The sequence below is a fragment of the Halosimplex litoreum genome, from assembly GCF_016065055.1.
GTDB classification, from domain to species: domain Archaea; phylum Halobacteriota; class Halobacteria; order Halobacteriales; family Haloarculaceae; genus Halosimplex; species Halosimplex litoreum.
Genome location: NZ_CP065856.1, coordinates 2644454 through 2667687, shown reverse-complemented (window position 1 = coordinate 2667687; position 23234 = coordinate 2644454). Strand labels below are relative to the sequence as shown.

21 protein-coding genes, 2 tRNA genes and 1 other RNA gene are annotated in these 23234 nt (G+C 68.8%); 16 read left to right on the top strand and 8 right to left on the bottom strand.

Going from position 1 to position 23234, the window contains the following annotated elements; translation table 11 throughout:
• The first annotated feature begins 84 nt into the window (after positions 1-84).
• From I7X12_RS13120 to I7X12_RS13110, 3 genes are all read left to right on the top strand, one after another.
• Positions 85-1170 (top strand): ABC transporter ATP-binding protein, encoded by a 1086-nt coding sequence (locus I7X12_RS13120; protein WP_198060518.1) that lies wholly within the window; start codon positions 85-87, stop codon positions 1168-1170.
• A complete protein-coding gene (locus I7X12_RS13115; protein WP_198060517.1) occupies positions 1167-2000 on the top strand; it encodes an ABC transporter permease in 834 nt (277 codons plus the stop codon). Before I7X12_RS13120 ends, I7X12_RS13115 begins: the two co-directional genes overlap by 4 nt.
• Positions 2001-2114: 114 nt before the next feature.
• Positions 2115-2834, top strand: a complete 720-nt coding sequence (locus I7X12_RS13110) for a DUF5518 domain-containing protein (protein ID WP_198060516.1) — start codon at positions 2115-2117, stop codon at positions 2832-2834.
• A gap of 524 nt (positions 2835-3358) precedes the next feature.
• Here I7X12_RS13110 and I7X12_RS13105 read toward each other — a convergent pair.
• A tRNA-Arg gene (locus tag I7X12_RS13105) sits at positions 3359-3431 on the bottom strand.
• Between the two features lie 113 nt (positions 3432-3544).
• On the opposite strand from I7X12_RS13105, the gene I7X12_RS13100 reads away from it, so the two are divergent.
• From I7X12_RS13100 to I7X12_RS13080, 5 genes are all read left to right on the top strand, one after another.
• Entirely contained in the window at positions 3545-4201 is a 657-nt protein-coding gene (locus tag I7X12_RS13100; protein ID WP_198060515.1) for a RodZ family helix-turn-helix domain-containing protein, read from the top strand.
• Positions 4202-4465: 264 nt separating this feature from the next.
• Positions 4466-5953, top strand: coding sequence for a single-stranded DNA binding protein (locus I7X12_RS13095; RefSeq protein WP_198060514.1), 1488 nt, complete (start codon positions 4466-4468; stop codon positions 5951-5953).
• A 152-nt stretch (positions 5954-6105) separates the two neighbouring features.
• Positions 6106-6543: a histone gene (locus I7X12_RS13090; RefSeq protein WP_198060513.1), complete on the top strand. Its 438-nt coding sequence runs from the start codon at positions 6106-6108 to the stop codon at positions 6541-6543.
• Between the two features lie 4 nt (positions 6544-6547).
• Positions 6548-7564 (top strand): histone deacetylase family protein, encoded by a 1017-nt coding sequence (locus tag I7X12_RS13085; protein WP_198060512.1) that lies wholly within the window; start codon positions 6548-6550, stop codon positions 7562-7564.
• Positions 7565-7843: 279 nt separating this feature from the next.
• On the top strand, positions 7844-8023 hold the full coding sequence (locus I7X12_RS13080; protein ID WP_006883039.1) for a MarR family transcriptional regulator: 180 nt from the start codon (positions 7844-7846) through the stop codon (positions 8021-8023).
• Between the two features lie 70 nt (positions 8024-8093).
• Here I7X12_RS13080 and cca read toward each other — a convergent pair whose 3' ends face one another.
• Both cca and I7X12_RS13070 read right to left on the bottom strand, forming a co-directional pair.
• Positions 8094-9473, bottom strand: a complete 1380-nt coding sequence (cca, locus tag I7X12_RS13075; RefSeq protein ID WP_198060511.1) for a CCA tRNA nucleotidyltransferase — start codon at positions 9471-9473, stop codon at positions 8094-8096.
• Positions 9474-9535: 62 nt separating this feature from the next.
• Entirely contained in the window at positions 9536-10156 is a 621-nt protein-coding gene (locus tag I7X12_RS13070) for an alpha/beta hydrolase (protein ID WP_198060510.1), read from the bottom strand.
• Between the two features lie 136 nt (positions 10157-10292).
• Here I7X12_RS13070 and I7X12_RS13065 point away from each other — a divergent pair.
• Positions 10293-10395: transfer RNA gene (locus tag I7X12_RS13065), tRNA-Asn, on the top strand.
• A gap of 59 nt (positions 10396-10454) precedes the next feature.
• Here I7X12_RS13065 and I7X12_RS13060 read toward each other — a convergent pair.
• Positions 10455-10652 (bottom strand): hypothetical protein, encoded by a 198-nt coding sequence (locus I7X12_RS13060; protein WP_198060509.1) that lies wholly within the window; start codon positions 10650-10652, stop codon positions 10455-10457.
• Between the two features lie 126 nt (positions 10653-10778).
• Between I7X12_RS13060 and I7X12_RS13055 the strand changes: the two genes are divergently transcribed.
• The 4 genes from I7X12_RS13055 (at position 10779) to I7X12_RS13040 (ending at position 16564) form a co-directional block, all read left to right on the top strand.
• Positions 10779-11678, top strand: coding sequence for a helix-turn-helix transcriptional regulator (locus tag I7X12_RS13055; protein WP_198060508.1), 900 nt, complete (start codon positions 10779-10781; stop codon positions 11676-11678).
• 107 nt (positions 11679-11785) lie between these two features.
• Positions 11786-13111, top strand: coding sequence for an O-acetylhomoserine aminocarboxypropyltransferase/cysteine synthase family protein (locus I7X12_RS13050; RefSeq protein ID WP_198060507.1), 1326 nt, complete (start codon positions 11786-11788; stop codon positions 13109-13111).
• The gene (gene metX / locus I7X12_RS13045; RefSeq protein WP_198060506.1) at positions 13112-14323 is read left to right on the top strand and encodes a homoserine O-acetyltransferase MetX; all 1212 of its coding nucleotides are present in this window, start codon (positions 13112-13114) and stop codon (positions 14321-14323) included.
• A 120-nt stretch (positions 14324-14443) separates the two neighbouring features.
• Positions 14444-16564, top strand: coding sequence for a hypothetical protein (locus I7X12_RS13040; protein ID WP_198060505.1), 2121 nt, complete (start codon positions 14444-14446; stop codon positions 16562-16564).
• Between the two features lie 2 nt (positions 16565-16566).
• On the opposite strand, the gene I7X12_RS13035 is transcribed toward I7X12_RS13040, so the two are convergent.
• On the bottom strand, positions 16567-16707 hold the full coding sequence (locus I7X12_RS13035) for a DUF7503 family protein (protein ID WP_198060504.1): 141 nt from the start codon (positions 16705-16707) through the stop codon (positions 16567-16569).
• A 248-nt stretch (positions 16708-16955) separates the two neighbouring features.
• Here I7X12_RS13035 and I7X12_RS13030 point away from each other — a divergent pair, with 248 nt between their 5' ends.
• Both I7X12_RS13030 and I7X12_RS13025 read left to right on the top strand, forming a co-directional pair.
• Positions 16956-17561, top strand: a complete 606-nt coding sequence (locus tag I7X12_RS13030; protein ID WP_198060503.1) for a DUF7504 family protein — start codon at positions 16956-16958, stop codon at positions 17559-17561.
• 58 nt (positions 17562-17619) lie between these two features.
• A complete protein-coding gene (locus I7X12_RS13025; protein WP_198060502.1) occupies positions 17620-18228 on the top strand; it encodes a hypothetical protein in 609 nt (202 codons plus the stop codon).
• Between the two features lie 75 nt (positions 18229-18303).
• Here the strand turns inward: I7X12_RS13025 and I7X12_RS13020 are convergent, their stop codons facing one another.
• The 3 genes from I7X12_RS13020 to I7X12_RS13010 form a co-directional block, all read right to left on the bottom strand.
• Positions 18304-19497: a nicotinate phosphoribosyltransferase gene (locus I7X12_RS13020; RefSeq protein ID WP_198060501.1), complete on the bottom strand. Its 1194-nt coding sequence runs from the start codon at positions 19495-19497 to the stop codon at positions 18304-18306.
• Positions 19498-19573: 76 nt separating this feature from the next.
• Entirely contained in the window at positions 19574-20923 is a 1350-nt protein-coding gene (locus tag I7X12_RS13015) for an Hvo_1808 family surface protein (RefSeq protein WP_198060500.1), read from the bottom strand.
• 9 nt (positions 20924-20932) lie between these two features.
• Positions 20933-22762 carry an Hvo_1808 family surface protein gene (locus I7X12_RS13010; protein WP_198060499.1) on the bottom strand — a complete coding sequence of 610 codons (1830 nt, stop codon included), beginning with the start codon at positions 22760-22762 and terminating at the stop codon, positions 20933-20935.
• 105 nt (positions 22763-22867) lie between these two features.
• Here I7X12_RS13010 and rnpB point away from each other — a divergent pair.
• Positions 22868-23226: RNase P RNA component (gene rnpB, locus I7X12_RS13005), an RNA gene on the top strand.
• Positions 23227-23234: the final 8 nt, after the last annotated feature.

The following is a 23234-nucleotide window of genomic DNA, read 5'->3' as shown; positions in this document are numbered from 1 at the left end:
CAAATCCCTGTGGGCTGCGTTCCCGGTGCCCTCACCCTCGACGACCGCGCGTCCCTTTTGCCGATCGGGCCCCTACGACCGGCGATGACTGGCAGAACGGACCCGGAATCGACTGCCCACCGGCGGGCCGAGACCGGGTCACAGGCGACGGCCGCCGGGCGGTCGGCGGACCACGAGGAGGCCGCGGACGACGATGCCACGGCGCTCGCCGAGCCGGCCGACACCGTCGTCGCCGTCGAAGGGCTCGGCAAGCGGTTCGGGAGCGGTCCCGACGCCACCGTCGCGGTCGACGACGTGTCGCTCTCGATCGACCGCGGGGCCATCGTCGGCCTGCTCGGCCCCAACGGCGCCGGCAAGACGACGCTGGTCAAGTCGATCCTCGGGATGGTCCTGCCCGACGAGGGGTCGGTCCACATCGACGGTATCGACGCCCGCGAGCGCCCGCGAGCCGCCTACTCCCGGGTCGACGCGCTGCTGGAGGGCGCGCGCAACGACTACTGGCGGCTGACCGTCCGGGAGAACCTGCGCTACTTCGCCACCGTCAGCGGCGTCGACCCCGACTCGGTGCAGGCCCGCCACGACCGCCTGCTCGAACGGCTCGACCTCGCGGCCCACGCCGACGTGGCGGTCCGAGACCTCTCGCGGGGGATGAAACAGAAGGTGTCGCTGGCGAGCGTCCTCGCCGGCGGTGCGGACGTGGTCTTCCTCGACGAGCCGACGCTCGGGCTCGACGTCGAGAGCGCCCGAACCCTCCAGACGGAACTGCGCCGGTTAGCGGCCGACGAGGGGCTGACGGTCGTCCTCTCCAGTCACAACATGGACGTGGTCGAGACGGTCTGTGACCGCGTCGTCATCATGTCCGAGGGGCGGGTCATCGCCGACGACACGGTCGAGGCGCTACTCGGTGGAAGTGACACCCACGAGATACACGTCACCAGCGCGGACTTCGACGACGGCCTGCTCGCGACGCTGCGCGAGCGGTTCGCTCTCGCCGTCGTCGACCGCCGCGACCGCGGCGCACACGTTGCGGCGACCGTCGACAGCGACGGGCTCTACGACCTGATGGCGACGCTCCGGGCCCACGACGTGACCCTCGACCGGGTCCGGACCGTCGAACCGGACCTGGAGGACGTCTTCGTCGACATCACGGGCTCGGGGGAGCGCCGATGAGCGACGCGGGCCTCGACGCGAGCGAGACGAGCCTCGACGCGGGCGTCACCCCCCAGCGGGCGACCTACGCCGAACTCGCGAAACAGGTGCTCTACCGCGAGTATCTGATCTTCGTCCGCTACCCGGCCAACGCTATCGGGGGGATCGTCGTCTCGCTGTTTTTCTTCGGCCTGTTGTTCTACGGCGGGGAGATGGTCGCCGGACGGGCGCTCACCGACTCGCTGGCGGGGATCGTCGTCGGCTACTTCCTCTGGACGCTCTCGGTCGGCGCGTACTCCTCGATCTCCAACGACATCGGCAGCGAGGTCCAGTGGGGCACGCTCGAACGCCACGTCATGACGCCGTTCGGCTTCGCACCCGTCGCGCTGCTGAAAGGCGTGGCCAAGCTCGTCCGCACGTTCCTCACCTCGGCGGTCATCCTGGCGGTGATGCTCGCGATCACCGATACCGGACTCGGGGTGCCCGTCCTCACCGTGGTCGTCGTCGCTGGACTCAGCGTCGTCTCCGTCCTGGGACTGGGCTTCGCCGCCGGCGGGATCACCGTCCTCTACAAGCAGATCGGTAACTGGCTGAACCTCCTCCAGTTCGGGTTCGTCGTGCTGATCTCCGCGCCCGCGTTCGACCTGGGCTGGACGCGACTGCTCCCGCTGGCCCACGGCAGCGCACTCCTCCAGCGGGCGATGATCGACGGGACTCGTCTCTGGGAGTTCGCCCCCCTCGACCTCGCCGTCCTCGTCGGTGTCGCCGCCGTCTACCTCGGTCTCGGTTACGTCGTCTTCGAACTGGCGACCCGCCGCGCTCGACGGCTCGGCGTCCTGGGTGACTACTGACTCCAACCCCCGAATCTGCGGCTCGTTCTGTGAGGGTACTTAAATCACTCGCCGCTCTTCCGGCCGAGAAGCGCGGCTTGCAGGTATAATTACTCGGGGTGTCTATCGGTAGATATGACGGACGTAGATACCGTACACGACGCTGGTCGACCCGCGGCCGACGAACCGACGGACGGGCGCGACCCGGTGCCGGCGGCGGTCGACTGGCTGCTGGGTATCGTGACCGGACTGATCGGACTCGCGCTGACGGCGGTCGGCGCCGCGATGTACGCTCGCGTCGACCGGGCGCTGATCGCCGACTTCGTCACCAGCGAGGAGGTCGAGGTAAACGGACTGACGCCCGCGGAAGCGATCGATGCCGGGGTCCCGTTCGTCGACTGGTTCGCGGCCGGGCTCGCCGTGACCGGACTGCTGTTGGTCGCCGTCGCCGCGGCGTTCGTCGTCGCTCGCCGGCGTACCCGTCGCCGGGTCACCCGCGAGGGCGGAACGACCGCGACGTTCCGCGCCTGCGCCGTCTACGGCGCCGCGGTGACGGCGCTGGTCTCGTTCATCCCCGGGGCGGCGGTCGCGGGCGGCGGGGCCGCGGCGTACCTGTACGGCGAGAGCGGGTCCGGCCTGCGTATCGGCGCCGTGGCCGGACTGGTCGGCTGGGTGCTGACGGTCCCGCTGCTCGTGGCCGTCGCGGGCGGGTTCCTCGCCGGTGCCGACGCGATCGGTCAGCTCGCGGGCGGCGCCGTCCTGGTCGGCGTCATCGTCGTCGCCGAACTGGTCGCGCTGGCGATCAACGCCGGGCTCGGCGCCGTCGGCGGCTACCTGATCGACAGGTTCGCCTGAGCGGGACGTTCGCTCGCCGTCGCCGGCCGTCCGAACCTCTCCTCTTCGGGATAGACGCGACGCTCGGCGAGTGACGACCGAACGGAACCGCCCGAGCGGAGTCCAGCGCGAGCGGTGCGAGCGCTGGGCTCGTCGGTCGTGAACGAAGTGAACGTCCGAGCGGAGATTCGAACTCGTGAAGACGTTCCGGGTCGCTCCCTGCGGTCGCTTCCCGGGCGTGCGACTTCCCTGCTCGAATCTCCTCGGGACGGTCGCTTGCTCACGGATGCGAGCGACAGAACAGTCGCTCGCGGCGTAGTTCGCGAAGGAACGTCCGAGCGGAGTCCAGCGCGAGCGGTGCGAGCGCTGGGCTCGTCGGTCGTGAACGAAGTGAACGTCCGAGCGGAGATTCGAACTTGCCCAGAGGTTCCTGCTCGGTCGCTACGCTCCCTGCGCGGGCTGCCACTGGTCTGCTCCAATCTCCGCGTGGAGTTTCGCCGACCGCAGACTCCTCGCTACGCTCGTCGTGTTGCGGTCGGCAGAAACGTCCGAGCGGAGATTCGAACTCCGGTCCCTGGCTCCGCAAGCCAAGAGGATAGTCCACTACCCTACCCGGACTCACTTCTACGTACCGCGGTTGATTGTAAAGGGGTTACGATCCGTCCGGGCAGTGTCAAAGGATCGCTTGAACGTCGACAAGGCCCTTTATCCGACCGCTCGTCTGTCACGTCGTGAAGCGACGCACCCTCCTCCGCGGCCTCGGCGCCGCGGGCACGCTCGCCCTGACCGGCTGTCTGTCCGACGGACCCGGCGGCCAACCGACCGATACCGACGAACCGGCCGACACCGACGAACCGGCCGCTACGCCGTCCGACGACCCCGCGACCACCGACCCGGCGGTGACGCCCGACCGAGACGGCGATACCGTGACCGAGCCACACCCCGACGGAACCGACGACCCGAGCGCCACGCCGAGCGACTCGCCCGAGGATACCGTGAGCGAGACGCCCGACGGCGAGCCGTCGGCGACGCCCAGCGGGGTCACGGATTCGTCGCTGGAAGTGACCGACAGCGGCTGCGGCGGTCAGACCGACGACGCCTCGGTCGGCTTCGACGGAAACGCCGGCACGGTCACCGTGACGGGGACGACCTGGGGGTCGGACGCCTGCTACACGGCCGTCCTGTCGGACGTTCGCCTCGACGGTGGGACGCTCACCGTCGTCGTCGGTGCCGAATCCGACGCCGACACCGACACGATGTGCGCCGAGTGTCTCACCGAGATCGACTACGAGGCGACAGTGGCGCTCGACAGCGCGCTCCCCCGCGAGGTCGTCGTCGTCCACGGCCACGACGGCGAGGACACGCGCGTCACCTCGGAGTCCCGATAGCGTCCGGCCGCGCACGGTTGCGCTCGTCGGGGGCCGTCGAGCGCCTGCGACCCGACCGGCGCCCGCGCGAACCCGCCGACCACCCTCGACTTTATCACCGAAGCCCGGACCAACCCGGATCATGAACGCGAGAGGGGCGAGGCGGACCGTCGACACGCCGGCGTTATCGGCGTTCGAAGGCGCGACGAGATCGAGCGACGAGGGCGGGGTAGCGGGCCAACGACAACGCTTAAGCGGAGCGCAACCATGCCAACGGCTATACTAATGGGAGCGATCGAGGAGGTCTACGCGGATCTGGATACGGACGTCTCCGAGGAGGAGTTCCGCGAGGCCGTCGAAGAGAAAGTCGAGCAGATGGGCGGGCTCGCGGACGAGGAGACGGCGGCGATGCTGCTCGCCCACGAGCTCAACGAAGGGGAAGTCGACACCGTCGCGGACATCGAACCGGGCATGGAGGAGGTGAAGTTCCTCGCGAAGGTGGTCTCGATCGGTGAGTTGCGCACGTTCGAACGCGACGGCGAGGACGAGGACGGGCGCGTCGCCAACGTCGAAGCGGCCGACGAGACCGGTACCGTCCGGCTGGCCTTCTGGGACCAGCAGGCCGAGTCCGTGGTCGAGGGCGAACTGGAGGAGGGGCAGGTCCTCCGGATCGCCGGCCGCCCGAAAGACGGTTACAACGGCCTCGAAGTCTCCGTCGACAAGGCCGAACCGGACGACGACGCCGAGATCGACGTGGAACTGGGCGACGGGTCGACCGTCGACGCACTGACGATGGGCCAATCGGACGTGAACGTCCGGGGGATCGTCCTGGAGACGGACTCGATCCGCACGTTCGACCGCGACGACGGGTCGGAGGGGAAGGTGTCGAACCTGCTACTGGGCGACGAGACCGGCCGCGTGCGCGTGACGATGTGGGACGACCGCGCCGACCGCGCGACGGAGCTCGAACCCGGCACGGCCGTCGAGGTGGTCGACGGCTACGTCCGCGAGCGGGAGGGCGATCTGGAGCTGCACGTCGGCGACCACGGGGCGATCGACGAGATCGACGAGACCGTCGAGTTCACGCCGGAGGCCGACGCCGTCGGCGCCGTGGAGATGGACGAGGTGGTCGATCTGGCCGGCGTCGTCCGTTCGGCCGACCCAAAGCGTACCTTCGACCGCGACGACGGCTCGGAGGGGCAGGTCCGGAACATCCGCGTGCAGGACGACACGGGCGACATCCGGGTGGCGCTGTGGGGCGAGAAAGCCGACAAGGAGATCGCGCCGGGCGACGAGGTGTTCGTCGCCGACGCCGAGATCCAGGACGGCTGGCAGGACGACCTCGAGGCGTCGGCGGGCTGGCAGTCGACGGTGGTCGTCCTCGACGAGGACACCGGTGCGGGCTCGGCCGCACCCTCGCCGGGCGGGTCCGGGTCGGGTGCGAGCGGCGGGAGTGGGGGTTCGAGCGGGTCGGACGCCGGGCTCGGCGCGTTCACCGGTGACGGTGACGGCGCCGACTCCGGCACGAGCGGCGACGGCGGGTCCGAGGGGGCGGCGTCGGCCGGTGGGGGCGCCGACGGTGGGGCCGCGGCGGCCGCGGCGGAAGAGGTGGAGTTCACGGGGACGGTCGTTCAGACTGGCGATCCGGTCATCCTGGACGACGGTCAGGAGACGATGCAGGTCGACACCGACGCGGCGCTGACGCTCGGGCAGGAAGTGACCGTCCGCGGCGCGATGGCCGACGACCGACTCGACGCCGACGACGTGTTCTGACGGGACAGACGACCGAGAACGGTCGATATCGGACTTCCGGCTGCGGTCGAAGCGATCGCGTGGCGACGGCGGATCGCGACCTCGGAGCGGCCGTCGAGGGCCGAGAGCGACTTTCGGAAACGCTTAAGGCCGGAACGGCCCGCTTGTGTGCTATGAGCGTCGAGCTACCGTTCGCGCCGGTCGACACCATCATCCGGCGCAACGCCGGGAGTTTGCGCGTCAGCGCCGAGGCCGCCGAGGAACTCGCCCGCCGCATCCAGGAGCGCGGTGCCGAGCGGGCGGTCGACGCGGCCGACGTGGCGACCGGGGACGGGCGGAAGACGCTGATGGCGTCGGATTTCGGGACCGAACCGAGCGGGGACAAAGACGAGCTGGAACTGCCGATCGCGCCGGTCGACCGCATCGCTCGCCTCGACATCGACGACTACCGCGTCTCCATGGACGCACGCCTCGCGCTGGCGTCCGACCTGGAGGCGTACGCCGACCGCGTGGCCGCGGCCGCCGCGGATCTGGCGCGCCACGCCGACCGGCGGACCGTCAAAGCCGAGGACGTCGAGGCCTACTTTCGACTGAGCCAGTACTACGAGTGACCGTATGAACTTCGGCTACCGGGAGGCCTGTCTCGACCACGACACCGGCAAGCGCCACCCCGAGAGCCCCGACCGCCTGCGCGCCATCCGCCAGGGCCTCTCGGAGTGTCACGGCGTCGAGTACGTCGCCCCAGCGAACGCGACCGTCGAACAGGTCGCCGCCGTCCACGACGCCGACTACGTCCAGTCCGTCGAGGACTTCTGCGCCGACGGCGGCGGCGACTGGGACGCCGACACCGTCGCCGTCGAGGCCACCTGGGACGCCGCGCTGGCCGCGTCGGGCATGGCCAACTGGGTCGCCGACGAAGCGCTCGACGGGGTCGACGGTCGCGACACGGCCTTCGCGCTCGGACGTCCGCCGGGTCACCACGCCGTCTACGACGACGCCATGGGCTTCTGTTTCTTCAACCACGTCGCCGTCGCCGCCCAGCACGCCATCGACGACGGCGGCGCCGACCGCGTCGCCATCCTCGACTGGGACGTCCACCACGGCAACGGCACTCAGGACATCTTCGCCGACCGCGAGGACGTCTTCTTCGTCTCGATCCACGAGGACGGCATCTATCCCGGGACCGGCGACGCGACGGAGATCGGGACCGGCGACGCCCAGGGGACGACGATGAACGTCCCGTTCCCACCGGGAACGACCACCAGCGGCTACCTCGCCGCCGTCGAAGACCTGATCGTTCCCGCATTCGAGGCGTTCGACCCGGACCTCCTGTTGGTCTCCGCGGGCTTCGACGCCCACGAACACGACCCCATCTCGCGCATGCGGGTCTCCACCGAGGGGTACGGCCTGCTCGCACAGCGCGTCGACGCCTTCGCCGACCGCATCGACGCCGGCCTCGGATTCGTTCTGGAGGGTGGCTACGGCCTCGATACGCTGACCGAGAGCGTCCGAACCGTTCACGAAGTGTTCGATGGCTACGCCCCCGCCGAACCCGACGAGGACGTCCAGAGCGCCGCGCGCGAGGTCATCGACGACGTGCGGACCCAGGGGTTCGACCTCGCCGACGAGTGACCGTCCGCTCGGTACCGAACTCACCGACTGCCCCGAGCGCCGATCCCGAACTGTTGCGACGACGAGAGGCGTCGCGGTGTTTCGAGGGCCGGGTACCGTTCGAGTATCAGTCTGTGATCTGATGGGTACTGGGATACACATCAACGCACCGCGGAAATCTATACATGGGAGCGTGTGAAACCGTGCTGTTGGTGACCTTTCCCCGTGTGCTGTTGTACGGAACAATCGTATCGTGACTGGGAATCGCAACTCGACGATCTGACACCGAGCGCCAAGTTCGTGTACACGGTCCTCGAGTACGAAGGCCCACTGACACAGAAGACGCTCGCCGAGGAGACGCGGCTCTCTCAGCGTAGCGTGCGCAGCGCGCTGTCGGACCTGACCGACGCCGACATCGTCGAAGAACGGATCTATCCGGCGGACGCCCGCCAGCGACTCTACGCTATCGACACCGAGTAGCTCGACCGGGCCGACCGCGTCGCGTGTTTTCGACCGAGCACGCCGGTAGCGACCGCGATCGCGGTCCGGGTCACGGCCGCGGGTCGAGATATCGCGCCAGTTCGACCCCGAACTCCTCGGCGAGGTCGCCGATTGCCGCCCCCGTCGAGACCGCGTACCCCTCGTTCATGGCCGTCTCGACCTGTGCGCCCAGCGCCACGTCGAAGACGGCGTCGCTCTCCAGCAGGTCGATCGCCGTCTCGAACTCCCGGGGCCGCTCGACGACGTAGCGGTCGGCGTCGAGGAACGGCCCGTAGGTGCCGGCCGTGCCGTCGTCCGGCGCGGTGGTCTCGTCTGCGTAGGCCTCGAAGAAACCCTCGGCGTGGTCGCGGACCCCGACCGGCGGCCCCTCGTGGCGCTCGATCGCCGGCCGTTCGGCGACCCCGAGTTCGGCGAACAGGACGACCGTCTCCTCTGCCCACGCGGCCGACCGCAGCACGTCGAAGCCGCGGCGGTCGAGTTCGCCGACGAGCCCCTCCAGCGACCGGTCGAGCTGCGGGTAGAGCTGGTCGTCGACGATGTCGGGCGCGTCGAACCGAACGGCGACCGGTGTCGTGCCGCGACGTTCGAACGCCGCGACGACCGTCTCGGCGTCGACGGGGGCGGGCTCGTCGGGCACGAACAGGTCCTCGCGCGGGTCGGCGAGCAGGTCCCGAGCGTAGTGCTGGAGTCGGGCGACCGCTTCCGACGAGCAGACCGCGGCGACGTTGCGCTCTGGGTCGGTCGGATCGATCACGACCAGGGGGTCCTCGAACGTCTCCGTCCCGTGGGCTTCGGGGTCGAACGCGACGGGCGGGTGCCATTCGGCTGCAGCCTCGACGAACGGGCGGAAGCCGCCGTACTCGTGGACGAGCAACTCGGTCAGGAACCCCGAGAAGCCCCGGGTCCGGAGGTCGCTGCCGTAGACGCCGATGCCGGTGAGAAACTGCTTTGCGACCCGCACCTCGCTCGCCAGATCGGCGTCGATGCGCGCGTCGAGGTACTCGGTGTGGAAGGGCGTGCGGTCGACCGCCGACTGGATCTCCGTGGCGTCCCCGACCGCGTAGCAGGGCACCAGGTCCACGTCGAATCCCTCGTAGACACCCTTGACGTAGGGGTGTTCGGCGAACTCCTCGTGGCCGTCGGGCAGCACCGCGTGACCGATATCGAGACCGTAGCGTTCCAGTTCCTCGCGGTCGACGGTCGTCGGGAAGGAGACGAACAGGTCGATATCGCGGTCGCCCGCCAGCCAGGTGTCCCGGGCCGTCGAGCCGACCTGGACGATCTCGGCGTCGACGGGCAGGTCCGCGACGCCGTCGCGCGTGCGCTCGCGGAGGTCGCCGACGACCGCGTCGAGTCGCTCGCGCTCGTCGTCGTCGGGCGTCACCCGCTCGCGGACCCGCTCGACGACGGCGTCGAACTCGTCGCTCATGGCTCGGCGTTGTTCGGGGGCGGTGAAAACCCGTCCGATGTGTGCGCGCCGCCGGACCGCGCTCACTCGGGGATAGCGTCGAGCGTCTCCGCCACGATCCGCTCGCGGTCGCGCTGGAACGAGTGGTCCTCCCCGGGAAGGACGACGGACTCCCCGTTCGGGAGGTGGTCGGCCATCTCCCGGGCGTTCTCGACGGGAATGTCGTCCGCGGTGCCCTGGAGGACCCGAGTGGGACGGTCGATATCGGACAGTTCGTCCGCGGTGATCGACGGCCGCTCGTCGTGTTCGCCGACGAACACTGCGGGCGCCCAGAGGACGAGCCGGTCGACGTGCTCCCTCGGGAGATGCGTCAGCGCCAGCCGCCCGCCGAAGCTCTTGGCGACGACCGAGACTGGCGAGCGGCCGCGGTCGCGGAGGAAGTCGACGCCGGCCGCCAGTTCGCGTTCCATGTCGTCCTCGCTCTTGGCGTCGAGGTCGTCCGGGTCCGCCCACGTCTCGAAGCGCGCGACGAGGTGGCCGTCCTCGGCCGCCGCTCGCGCGAATTCGTCGAACACGTCGCCGAACGGGCCGTGGTTCAGCCCCGGGAGGACGAGCACGCCGCTGTCGGCGGGTTCGTCGGGTTCGTTCACGCGACCGGGGTACGAGTCGCCGTCGACGTCGAGGGCCACCGATTCGGCTGCCATGACGTGGGTTTCGACGACCCCCGACTAAAAGATGGGTGCGTGACAGTTTCCGGTCGAATCGCCGTACGTGACTCCGTGTCGTGGCGAAGGGAAAACGAAATCCCTATACAACAACTCCGGCTATGGATGCATGCGTGCCGCCGTAGCTCAGTTGGTAGAGCACCTCGCTGTTAGGGTGCGCAGGTGACCTGCGTGCCGCAGACACGAGGTTGTCCCAGGTTCGAGTCCTGGCGGTGGCGTCCTGCGGTTCCTCGATTCTCTCAGTCGCACAGCGAACGCGCTCCCTCGTCGCGGACCGCTACTCCGCTCCGACGACCGTCGGCAGGGACACGCCACGGTGGAAGACCAGCACGGTCGCGAGGACGAGACCGACGAGCGCGGACAGGAACGTCCCGGAGTACATCCCCGGGGGCGTCCCCAGAACGGGCAGGACGACGAAGTTCAGGGTAAAGAGTGTCCCGAACCAGATCGCGGCGAAGTCGCCGAAGCGGCTCATACAGTAGTAACCTGGCGACGAAGCAAGTGCTTTCAGGTCGGAGATGGACGACGGCCGGCGACGCCGAGAGCCGACGACCCCGACGAGAGACAGGGCTAAATGGCTGGGCACGCGAGGTGTGGGCCGATGACCGACGCTTTCCAGGTCTCCGAGCGACGGTCGGTCCCGCCCGCCGAGGCGTTCTCGCTGCTGGGAAACGAGCTCCGGGTGTCCATCCTGCTGGAACTGGGCGACGCCAAGGAGGGCAGCCAGCCCCGACCGCTGCCGTTCGAGGAGCTGCGCCGACGCTGTGACGTCTCCGACAGCGGCCGATTCAACTACCACCTCCAGGAGTTACTCGGCGTGTTCGTGCGAGAGGAATCGGACGGGTACGGCCTGCTGTACCCCGGCGTCATCCTCTATCAGGCGATCAAGGCCGATAGCTTCACCGACCGGACGACCGTCGAGCCGTTCCCCGTCGACGCCGGCTGTTCCGAGTGCGACGCGGGGCTCGAAGCGACATACCGAAACAGCATGCTCGTCGTCCGTTGTGGTGACTGCGGCGCGCTCGTCTTCAAGTATCACCTCCCGCCGGGCGCGATCCGGTCGAACGACCCCGACGCCGTGCTGTCGGCGGCAAGCGTCTACGCCCGCCGAGACCTGCTGACCGTCGCCAGCGACGTCTGTCCCACCTGCGCGAGCGAGATGTACCACGACGTGGTCCCCGACGACGAGAAATCGAGCGAACTCGAACAGGCGATGCCCGGTCCGGCGGTCGTCCACCACTGCTCGTACTGCAAGAACTTCTTCTGTACCGATCTACCGGAGATCCTGGTCTATCACTCCGACGTGCTGCCGTTCGTCGCCGCCAACGCGCCCGACCTGCTGACCGACCCGCTGTGGGCGGTCGACGCCTGCGACCCCGACGACATCACCGTCGCCGAGCGCGACCCCCTCCGCGTCACCGTTCCCATCGAAGCGGGCCAAGAGCGGGTCGACGTGACCGTCGACCGCTCGCTGTCGGTCCTCGGCGTCGAGCGCGCATGACCGCGACCGCCGAACATTACCCCACTGGCGCGCATGAGAATACCAGACACTGAGATATTTGCCGTAACTCGTGGTTATAGATGTTTGTAGATATATGCACGACACACATGACCGATCCGTACGCCTTCGGGACGCGCTGTGTCCACGCCGGGCAGGACGTGGACCCGGCGACAGGCGCGCGAGCGCCGCCGATCTACCAGACTACCTCGTACGTCTTCGACGACGCCGACACGGCGGCCGACCGGTACGCGCTGGACGACGGGGGCAACGTCTACTCGCGGTTCGACAACCCGACCGTCTCGACGCTCGAACGCCGCCTGGCCGCCCTGGAGAACGGGACCGCGGCCGTCGCCACGGGCTCGGGGATGGCCGCCCTCGACGCCGCGACCTCGATCCTCGCCCGCGCCGGCGACAACGTCGTCACCGCCGCTTCTATCTACGGCGGCACCCACTCCTATCTCTCCAACATGGGCGGCCGTCGCGGGATCGAGACCCGCTTCGTCGACACCCTGGATCCGGAGGCCTACGCCGCGGCCATCGACGAGCGCACCGCCTACGTCCACTACGAGACCATCGGCAACCCTTCGCTGGTGACGCCGCCGATGGAGGCCATCGCCGAGGTCGCTCACGAGCGCGGCGTCCCCGTCTTCGTCGACAACACCTTCGGGACGCCGGCGCTGTGCAAGCCGTTAGACCACGGCGCCGACATCGTCTGGGAGTCCACGACCAAGTGGATCCACGGCTCGGGTACCACCGTCGGCGGCGTCCTCGTCGACGGGGGATCCTTTCCCTGGACGGAGTACCCCGAGAAGTTCCCCGAGCTGGGCGCGCCCAACGACGCCTTCGACGGCGTCACCTTCGCCGAGCGCTTCGGCGACCGTGCCTTCGCGATGGCCGCTCGCCAGCGCGCCGTCCGCTCGCTGGGCGACGGGCAGAAGCCCTTCGACGCCTGGGCCACACTCCAGGGGACCGAGACGCTCGAACTCCGGATGGAACGTCACTGCGAGAACGCGAGCGCGGTCGCCGACTTCCTCGACGACCACGACGGCGTCGAGTGGGTCACCTACCCCGGCCTCGATTCCCACGAGACCCACGACTACGCCAGCGAGTATCTGGAGGGGGGCTACGGCGGGATGATCGCCTTCGGCCTCGCCGGCGGCTTCGAGGCCGGCAAGCGTTTCTGCGAGGAGACCGACTTGGCGCAGTTCCTCGCGAACATCGGCGATGCGAAGACGCTGGTCATCCACCCCGCGTCCACCACGCACGCCCAGCTTACCCCCGAGGAACAGCGCGCCAGCGGCGTCACGCCCGACCTCGTGCGGCTGTCGGTCGGCATCGAGGACGCCGACGACGTGCTCGCCGACATCGACGGCGCCATCGACCGCGCCAACACGAGCGCGGGCGACGGAACACCGAACGCGGGTGACTCGTAGATGGAGGTCGAACGCGACACCGTCTCGCTGGGCGAGTTCGAGTTCGAGTGTGGCCGGTCGATCCCCGAACTCGAAGTCGCCTACGAGGCCTACGGCGAGTTCACGGGCGACAACGCCGTCCTCGTGTGTCACGCCCTGACAGGGAGCGCCCACGTCGCCGGTCGTCACCCCGACGACCAGACCGACGGCCAGGCCCGGGCCTGGTGGGACGACATCGTCGGCCCCGGCAAGGCCGTCGACACCCGCGAGTACTACGTCCTCTGTGCCAACGTCCCCGGCTCGTGCTACGGCACGACCGGCCCCGAGAGCACCAATCCCGAGACGGGCGAGCCCTACGGCACGGACTTCCCCGCGGTGACCGTCACCGACTGGACCGAGGCCCAGCGCCGGCTGCTCGACGAACTCGGGATCCCCCACCTCCACGCCGTCGTCGGCGGCAGCGTCGGCGGCATGAACGTCATCGAGTGGGCGAAACAGCACCCCGACCACGTCGAGCGTATCGCACCCATCGCCGCCGCCGCTCGCCTCGACGTGCAGTGTCTCGCTATGGACGCCATCGCCCGCCGCGCCATCACCACCGACGACGACTGGCAGCGCGGCGACTACTACGGCGACGGCCCGAAGCCGACCGACGGGCTCGCGCTCGCCCGCCAGATCGGCCACGTCATGTATCTCTCGAAGGCCTCGATGGAACAGAAGTTCGGCCGCCGCGCGGCCGGCCGCGACGCCGCCCGGTCGTTCCCGACCGACCCCGCCGCCGGCTTCTTTCCCTACCGCGACGTGGAGTCGTATCTCGACTACAACGCCGAGAGCTTCGTCGAACGGTTCGACGCCAACTCGTATCTGTATCTCACCCGCGCGATGGACAACTACGACCTCGCCGCGGGCTTCGAGTCCGACGAGGACGCGCTGGCCGCCTTCGACGGCGAGGCGCTCGTGATGTCCTTTACCGCCGACTGGCATTTCACCGCCAGCCAGGCCGAGGAGTTGGCCGAGGCGCTCCGCGGGGCCGACGTGGCCGCCGCCCACCACCTCGTCGAATCCGACCACGGCCACGACGCGTTCCTCGTCGAACCGGAGAGCGTCGGTCCGCCGCTCTCCGATTTCCTCGCCGACGGGGTCGAAGGGACGGCCGTCACCGACACCGACGAACCGCCCGAGGACGACGACCCCTCGTTCGCGCCCGTACACACCAGTTTATTCTCAGATTGACACGTTTTCGAGGCCAACAGGCTTTTTTCTCCCCACTGCGTTCTCACGCCTACTCGCTCGCACGGACCAGGTGTGGGTCCCCCAGTGACACCGTGAGAGACGACGGAGCCCTCCCAACACATGAACGTCGACTCGGACGCCACGCGGCCGCAGATACGCCCACATCCGAGTCGCGACGGTATCCAGGTGGTCGACCCGATCCAGGAGACCCAGTTCTCGCTGCTGACGCCCGACGAGCCCGATATCGACGACTGCGACCCCGACAGCTTCTACTTCCCCGCCGACGCCGGTGCGACGGTGCGGACTACCGCCGTCGAGACGCCCTACTTCGTCTCGCTGTGGATCCGCGACGAGACAGGGAGTACCGTCGCGGAGGTGTCCGACCGGGAGTCGGTCAGCGTGCCACCCGGGAGGTACAACGTCGAGCTGGCGACGACGCAGGTGAAACTCCAGTTCGCCATCGACGGTGGGATCGAAGTGACCTCGATGGAGGACGCCGTCCGGGTCGCACTCACCGAGACCGACCGGATCCACGTCGGGGCTCGTTCGGTCCACGAACGGCCGGCGGCGACCGTCACGACGACCGAGCAGCCCGAGGACCTGATGCAGGCGCTCTCGACGCTCGGTTCGGCGTTGAAGACGGCCAGCTGTGAGCGGTCGTTCCCGTCGCTGCGCGGCCATCCGCCGCTCGTGGAGATCGGCGACCGATTGGACATCCCGAACTCGATCACCGCACCCGAGACGGGCGTCGGCATCGAGGTGCCGCCGATAGAGGAGTACATCTACCCGATCGTGCCGCTGGCGTACTACACGGGTGCGCGGATCGAATCCGGTCCGTCGCCGCGGATCGCCGCCGAAGACTGGTCGTACCCGCTCGACGGCGACGACGGCTTCGAGGCCGAAGTCGAGCGCGTGTTGAAACACGTGTTCCTCATGGACTGTGTCACGCGCACCGAAGGGTACTATCAGGTCGACCTCCACGAGCGGTCCACGGTCGAATCGCTGGTCGACCTGAATTTCGCGGACGTCTACGAACTGCCCCTGTCGGAACAGTTGCGGACGTATCTGGACGTGCCGTTCGACACCGTGGCGGACGTGGTCCCCAAGTGGAAGCTCACCGCCGACGTGCGACCCGACGCGACGAACGTCAGCGCGCTCCCCTTCCTCGCGAACGAACTGGCCGTCGTCCGGTGCCCCCACTCCCGAGAGACTCGCGACGAGGCGCTGGAAGATCTCACGGACCAGGTGGAATCGTTCTTCAGGAACAACCCCGACGCGCTCCGGCGGAGCACCCGAACACAGACTCGCTCGGAGTCGTCGCCGTCGACCGCGAGCCCCGAGATCTTCCGCCCGGACCCTGCGGACAGCATCGAACAGGCCTACGTCGGCGAGGGGCTCCCGGTCGGCGCGAGCAAGATGACCCTCGACGCCTACTATCGACGGCTCGACTTCGAGCCGACGACGGACCCGCAGATCCAGGTCGCCGTCGTCTGCAACGACCAGGAGATGACCGACGAGAACGTCGTCTCCGACATCTACGGGACCCGCGACTGGATCGAGTTCGGGATCGAAGCCCACGAGCAACTGACCGCGATGGAGATGCGGGAACTCCTTCGATCGGACATCGACTTCCTCCACTACATCGGCCACGTCGACGACGAGGGGATCCGCTGTACCGACGGCTACCTCGACACTCGCCACCTCTCGGAGGTCAACGTCAGCGCGTTCCTCCTCAACGCCTGTGACTCCTACGAGCAGGGCCGCGGCCTCGTGGATTCGGGTGCGATGGCCGGGATCGCCACTGTGACGGATATCGTCAACGAGGCAGCCACCTCCGTCGGGCGGACCGCCGCGAAACTCCTCAATCAGGGGTTCTCACTGGCCGCGACCGTCTCGATCATCAAAGAGTACGAACAGATCGGCCACCACTACCTCGTCGTCGGCGACGCCAGCGCCTCGATCGTCGAGAACCGGTCGGGAACTCCGAACAAAGCAGTGGTCGAAGAGACTGAACCGGGGACCTACGAGCTGGATCTGTACGGCTATCCGACCCTGTCGACGCCTATGGGGACTATGTTCATCCCGCAAATCGACGGGATTCAGTCGTTTTGTCTCAACTCTGGACTGATGGGGACGTACACACTAGATCAACCAGCCGCTATCGAATTCCTTCACAAACAGGACACTCCGGTAGAAATCGGCGGTTCGCTTCGGTGGAGTATGGACGTTACTGAACTCTAACTCTACGGACCAGTCATCGAACTTCCATTCGCCGCCGCGACGCTCCCGACTTGCGAGAGCAGCAGCAGCGCGCTGAACGTGACGCCGATCCATTTGGGGTTCTCTTCGAGGAATTCGCGGAGTCGCGTTGATTCTTGGCTCATAGCCAAGTGTTTATTCAGCCCGTCTGTGATTGAATTTATCTAAAAGTTCGGGATAAATTAACCCTTGTATTATCAGTATCTTCGAGAGAGATTAGCAGTCGATATTTCAGTTGTGCCTTCATTATCGCCGTCAGGTCGGGTATCCTGTATATCCCGGGGATGTCAGGGAACGACAACACTCATAGTCGTGTGGGCCCGCCAGATCGATACGAAGTGATACGGATCCGTCCGTTCGAGAGGGGAGAGTCGTGACCGTGCGTGTCCGGGGAGCGGCGGATATCGGCGACGCGACGACGGTGCTCTTGCTGGCGCCCGACGCGTACGACCACTCGACCGACGCCTGCGTGACCGTGCTCGACCGCCTCGGCGACCGGATCGACCGGGCGATCCCGGTCACGATCTCCTTGCCGGCGGCGGAGTGGCTCTCGCAGTGGGAGCGGGGAGCCGACACCGGACCGCCGCTCGCCGCGTGCGTGGACGTGGACCGGCCGACGCGGTCGGCCGCCGGGGCGGCCACCGCCGACAGCACCGTCCCGGTCGAGCGGGTCGTCGACCCGACCGACCTGGAGGCGCTCGGTCGCCGAATCAGCGACGTCCTCCAGCGGACCGCCGACGCGGGCGACCGCGTCGGCGTCGCGGTCCACTCGCTGACTGGGGTGCTCCAGCACGTCGACGAGCCGACCGCGTTCAAGTTCGTCTACACGCTGGGTGAAGTGGCTCGCCGCGTCGACGGCATCGTCGTGTTCCACCTCGATCCCGGAGCCCACGACGACGACACCGTCGAGACTTTCCGGATCGTCTGCGACGCGGTCGTCGACACCGACCGCGGCCGTTCGACCGCGGCCGGTCACTGACGAAACCGAGGGACGGGAAAGGGGTGACTCTTTATACCTTCCCTCCCTTCCGGCGGACATGGCCTCGGAACGGCACCTCGTCGTCGTCGCCGGTGTCGACCCCGCGGCTACCGACGCGCTGGCGAGCGCGCTTCGCGACGACGGCACCGTCCGGACGGCCTACAGCGTCGAGGCCCTCCGCGAGAGTCTCGATGCGGAGGTCGACGTAGTGCTCGTCGACGTCGACCTGGTCGACGGACCGATCGACCCGCTCCTGACGGACGTTCGAACGCGCGAGTTCGACTGTCAGATCGGGGTGTCGACGCCCGATCCGGACCGAACGGCCGACGGGTTCGACGCGGCCGCCGACGCGGTCGTCGAGCGGGATTCGACGGCGGTCCGCGAGACGGTCCAGTGGCTCGCCGCCCGGGCACGGTACCGGGCGCGGCTGGAGGAGTTCTACGACCTCGCCGAACGCCGAGCGGCGCTGACCGACGACGAGGGCGCGCTCGACCGACTGGACCGGCAGATCGACCGGTTGCGACGCGAGCTCGGGGAGATGTTCGACGGGCTGGACGACGTCTCGGCGTTCGACGCCGCGCTCGCACCCGCCGAACGGGGCCTCGACGCCCGGAATGGAGGGTGTAGTGGCGACCCGAGCGAACCCACCGAAAGCGACGAGCGCTGAGTTGACCGTCCGCGTCGGATCGGTCACGACCGGCGTCTGTCGCGAGTCCAATAGTTGGGCCTGAGCCAGTTCCGGTCAGTCTCCGTCGTCGGCGAGCGCCTCGAAGCCGACGGTGTCGGCGTCCTCGGCGGCGCGGTCGACCGCGGCGTCGAGGTCGAACTCGCGGACGAGTTCGCCGTCACGGACGAGCGGCTGGAGGAGCCGCTCGCCGTCGGCGGGTGGGGCGGTCGGCCCGCCCGTGGCGCTCCCGTCGGCCAGCGCGACGTGGTGGCCGCCGTCGTCGGTGCGGTAGACTTCCTTCGTCCCGGTGAGCTTCCCGCGCTTGGCCGCGAGGTCGCCCTCGAGTTCGACGATGTCCAGCGAGAAGTCCGTCGGCTCGGCGTTGCTGACGTGGCTGCCGACGCCGAAGCCCGCGACGTGCTCGCGCAGTTCCCGGAGCTGCCGGGGACCGAGCCCGCCGCTGGCGAAGATGCCGACGTCGTCGAACCCTTCGGCGTCGAGCGTCCAGCGTACCTCCCGGACGATGTGCTCGAAATCGCCGCGCCGGGACCCGGTGGTGTCGAGCCGCACCGATTCGAGGGCGTCGACGGCCTCGGCGGCCCGGACGGCCTCGTCGACCTCGTCGCTGTAGGTGTCGACGAGGGCGACGCGCGGCACGTCCGAGCCGGCGGCCTCGTCGAATGCCTGCCAGGCCGCTTCCTGCTCGCCGCGGCCGAAGCAGATGAGCAGCGCGTGGGGCATCGTCCCGCCGGCCTCGCGGCCGAGCACCTCGCCGGCGGCGACGTTCGAGAAGCCGTCGAGCCCGCCCAAAAGCGCCGAGCGCTCGACCATCGCGCCGATCGAGGGGTGGACGTGGCGCGAGCCGAAGCTGAGAACGGTCGAGTCCGGAGCGGCGCGGCGAGCTTCGAGCGCGGCGGTCGCGACGCCCGTCGCGTGCGAGAGGAACCCGAGCAGCGCGGTTTCGAGGCGACAGAACTCCAGATACGGCCCTTCGATGCGCATGACTGGCCCGCCGTCGAACAGCCGGCCCTCGCGGATGGCGTCCACGTCCACGTCACGGCCCTCGAACAGGCGGGCGGCGTCTTTCACGCCCGCGAGCAGTTCCCACTCGCCGGTGGCGAACTGGTCGGCGGTCACCTCGGCGACGACGTGGGGGTTGCGGTCGGCGTGCTCCAGCGTCTCGACCGTCCGGTCGAAGTAGGCGTCGGTGGCCCGTCCGTCGGCGATGGCTTCCGGCGGGACGATATCGAAGCCCGACTCGTCGGTCATAAGTCGTCTTCCGGGGCGACGGGCAAAAACGGTCCGCGTTCGATGCGTCGCGACGGGGTCCCGAGACGCCGGGTCCCTATCCCGACCGCGAGTGAACGGCGCTCAGCGCGTCCGCGGTCGGTGCGTTGACGACCCGGACCGTCTCGCCGGTCCGAACGACGCGGAACGCGTCGGCGAACTCGCCGTCGGGGACGACGTAGACGTTCCCGCGGGGATTGCGGGCGTCGTGAGACTCCAGTACGTCGAGATACGCGGTGTGGAACTCCTCGGCGTCGCCCTCGGAGTCCCAGGTGGTCTCCCAGACGTAGGCGCCGGCCTCCCCGTTCGTGTAGGGGACGACGCTGTCGCCGCCCCAGCCGGCGGAGGGTTCGGCGTCGTAGCCGTAGCGGTTCTCCGGGTCGACGGCGTCGTTGTGGACGAGCATCGCGTAGATCGAGGCCTCGCCGACGGTGTCGGCGACGGGGTCGACGTCGAAGCGGCGCCACTCGCCCGACGAGCGGTCGGCGACGGTCACGTTCACTGGGTCTTCGTCGGGGTACAGCTGCGGATGGATGAGCTGTTCGGTGCTCTCCGGGCGGGCGTCGTAGAGCTGGTTGACGCCGTCCCAGCCGCTCTGGGCGCGCACCTGGTCGACGAACTGCGAGCCCGCGGCGTAGGGCGTGTAGATGGTCAGGAACAGGCCGCGGTTGTAGTCGCTGCTCGCCGAGCCGCCGCCCCCGCCGGCGTCGGGCTCGGGGATACAGGCCCACTCGCTCCCGCAGCGGTTCTCGTAGAGGACGTCGACGTAGCGGGCGTCGCCCTCGGTGACGCCGCGGTTGGCGAGTTGCCGGTCCTGGGTCTCGCCGTCGGCGCCGAAGCCGAACTGCTGGTCCTGCAGGGCGTGGACGAGTTCGTGGGCCAGCGTCGTCCGGTCGATGGTCGGCGTCGGCGAGTCCGACACGAGGACGATAGCGTCCTCGCCGGGCGAGTAGTAGCCCTGCACGGACTGACCCAGCGTCTCGTCGGAGCTGTTCGAGTACGACGAGGACTCCCCGACGATGAACAGCGACTCCCACACCTGGTCGTTCCACCGCGAGTACGTCGCGTTCCCACCGCCGCCGCTCCGGTTTTCGAGGTACTGCTCGCGGCTGAGCACGTCGACCGGCACCGTCGAGTTGAACTCGAGGTCCCGGATCCGTTCGACGCGGGCCATCGTGCGCGCGACGACGGCCTCGCGCTCGGTGGCGTTGTAGCCGTCACCGGCCGTCACGTTCACCGGGTCGTCGTACCAGTAGCCGTTCTCCCAGCCGATCCGGTCGCTTGCCGGGTCGCCCTCCGGATGCCCGCCGCCCAGTGACTCGAAGGCGGTACAGCCCGCGAGCAGCGCGAGGACGGCGACCGCCGCGAGAGCGAGGCGCAGACGCGACTCGGATCCGAACCCTGCCATCGACCGGGTTCACTCCCTCCGGCCGGCGAGGAGGCCGGCGAGCGCGAGCGCGACGAGCGCGACGGCGAGCCCGAAGCCCGGACCCCCGGACGCGGTGGTCTCGGCGGGTTCGTCGGTCGCCTCGTCGGCGCCGTCACCGCCGTCGCCCGCACCGCCGTCGTTCGCCATCGGCTCCTCGGTCGCGGTCGCGGTGTCCGAATCGGTCTCGGGTGCGTCGGTCGCGGTCGCGGTGTCGGTGGCCGTCTCTTCGGCGTCGGTGGCCGTCTCGTCGTCGCCGCCGGAATCGGTCGCGGTGTCGGTCCCGTCGGTCGACCCGTCGGCCGGCGCGGCGCCGGCGCGGACCTCGCTCAGCCCCTCGACGGAGGGTGCGTTGACGAGCGTCACGGTCGTCCCGGTATGGTTGACGTAGAAGGCGTCGCCGTAGGGGCCGTCGGCGATCCGGTAGGTGTTCGCGCTGTCGTCGACGGGCTGGGCGCCGTAGTAGTCGAGCAGCATCGAGTACCCCTCGACGAAGTCGGTAGCGTCGCCTTCGGAGTCCCAGACGGTCTTCCAGACGTAGCCGGTCTCGTTGGTCTCGGCGGAGTCGTCGGTGACGTAGGGATACAGTCGGTCACCGTCCCAGCCGTCCGTGTACTGCGTCGAGTAGTTGAGCGGGTCCGGCGAGCCGCCGGTGATGAACGACCGCGGGTCGACGACCGGCGCGGCCTGTCCGCCCGAGTCGTAGAAGGGGTAGAACAGCATCGTCGCCAGCCCGGCCTCGCCGAACTGCGCGTAGTCGACGGTGCCGTTCTCCAGGGTCGGGACCGTCCAGTCGGCCCCGGAGGTGTCCGCGAAGCTCACGTTGGTCGGCTGGTCCTCGCCGTACTTCTCGGGGTGGATCGTCTGCTCCGTGCTCGCCGGCGGGTTCTCGTAGACCGCGTTGACGCCCTCCCAGCCCTCCGACTCGTAGATGCCGCGGACGAACGCCGGCCCGTCGCTGTAGGGCTGGTAAGTCACCAGCAACAGCCCCTGGTGGACCGAGGCGCTCCCGCCGCCACCGCCGGGCTGGGTCTGGGGCATCAGGCAGTCCCAGCCGGCGGCACAGCGCTGGCTGTAGAGCTGGTCGACGAAGTTCCCGTCGCCCTCGATGATACCGTCTCTGGCGTTGTGGAGCTCCTCGGTGTACTGGTCGTACGACGAGATGTTGTACCGCTGGTCCTGCAACGCGTGGAACAGCTCCTGTGAGAGCGTGATCTCGTTCATCTTCGGCGAGGTGGTGTTCTCGGAGACGATGACGATCCGCTCCTCCGTGGGGCTGTAGTAGCCGCCGACGCTCGCGCCGGTGTTCGACTCCTGGACGGAGATGGCGTCCGTGTCCTCGCCGACCATCAGCATCGCCTCCCACTTGACGTTCTGGTGGAGGCTCCCGTTGGTCGTCGCGTCGTAGCTGGTGTTCGCGCGGAACTGTTCCCGGGAGACGACTTCGACCGGAACCGTCTCGTCGAACTCCAGCTCGCGGATCTGTTCGACGCGAGCCATCCCTCGGGCGACCACCGCGTCGAGTTCCGTGTCGTTGAGGCCGTCGGAGCGGTCCACGTCGATCGACTCGTTGTACCAGCAGCCGTTCTCCCAGCCCAGCGGGTCACCGTCGGGGTTCTCGGGCGAACTCCCGTTGGCGACCGGCGCGGCCGCGCAGGCGTCGTCGCTTTGGAGGGCCTCGGCGGCCGAGGCGCCCACAGTGTTCGAGGACCGGTCCGTCGTCGGGGCATCGACCGGGTCGCCGGCGGCCGCGGCGGGGAGGGCGGCCACCGCGGACAGCACGACGAGCCCGGCGACGACTGCGGAGAGGGCGGAACGCATGACTACCGGGACCAAGGGATGGCGGACATAAAAATCGCCGCACTGTCGGCCGACGCCAGCGTGCGGACCGACGGGCTTAATCGTCGGTGTGCGCTACCTTCGACCGGCAGAGGGAGCCCGGCCTCCGTGCTCCGGTCCGCGTCGACTCCGTCGGCGCGCTACGGGCATGAGGAAAGTCCCCCCACCGTCCGGGCAGGTGACCGGGTGCAAACCCGGAGCGGGCGACCGCTGGCGCTGGAACAGAAACGAGACCGCTCCGTCCGACCGATGAGGTGTGCGAACCCGAAGCGACCGGCAACGCCGGGAAGCGACGGGGAGCTAACCCACCGAGGGTCGACGGCGGAGAACGGATGGAACGGCGAATCCTCACCGGTGCAAGTCCGCGCGGCAAGGTAGCCCGGACGCGAGCGCGGACGCTCAGCCGAATGCCGGGCCGAACAGAAGGGGGCTTACTCCCCTCAGCCGTCTCGAC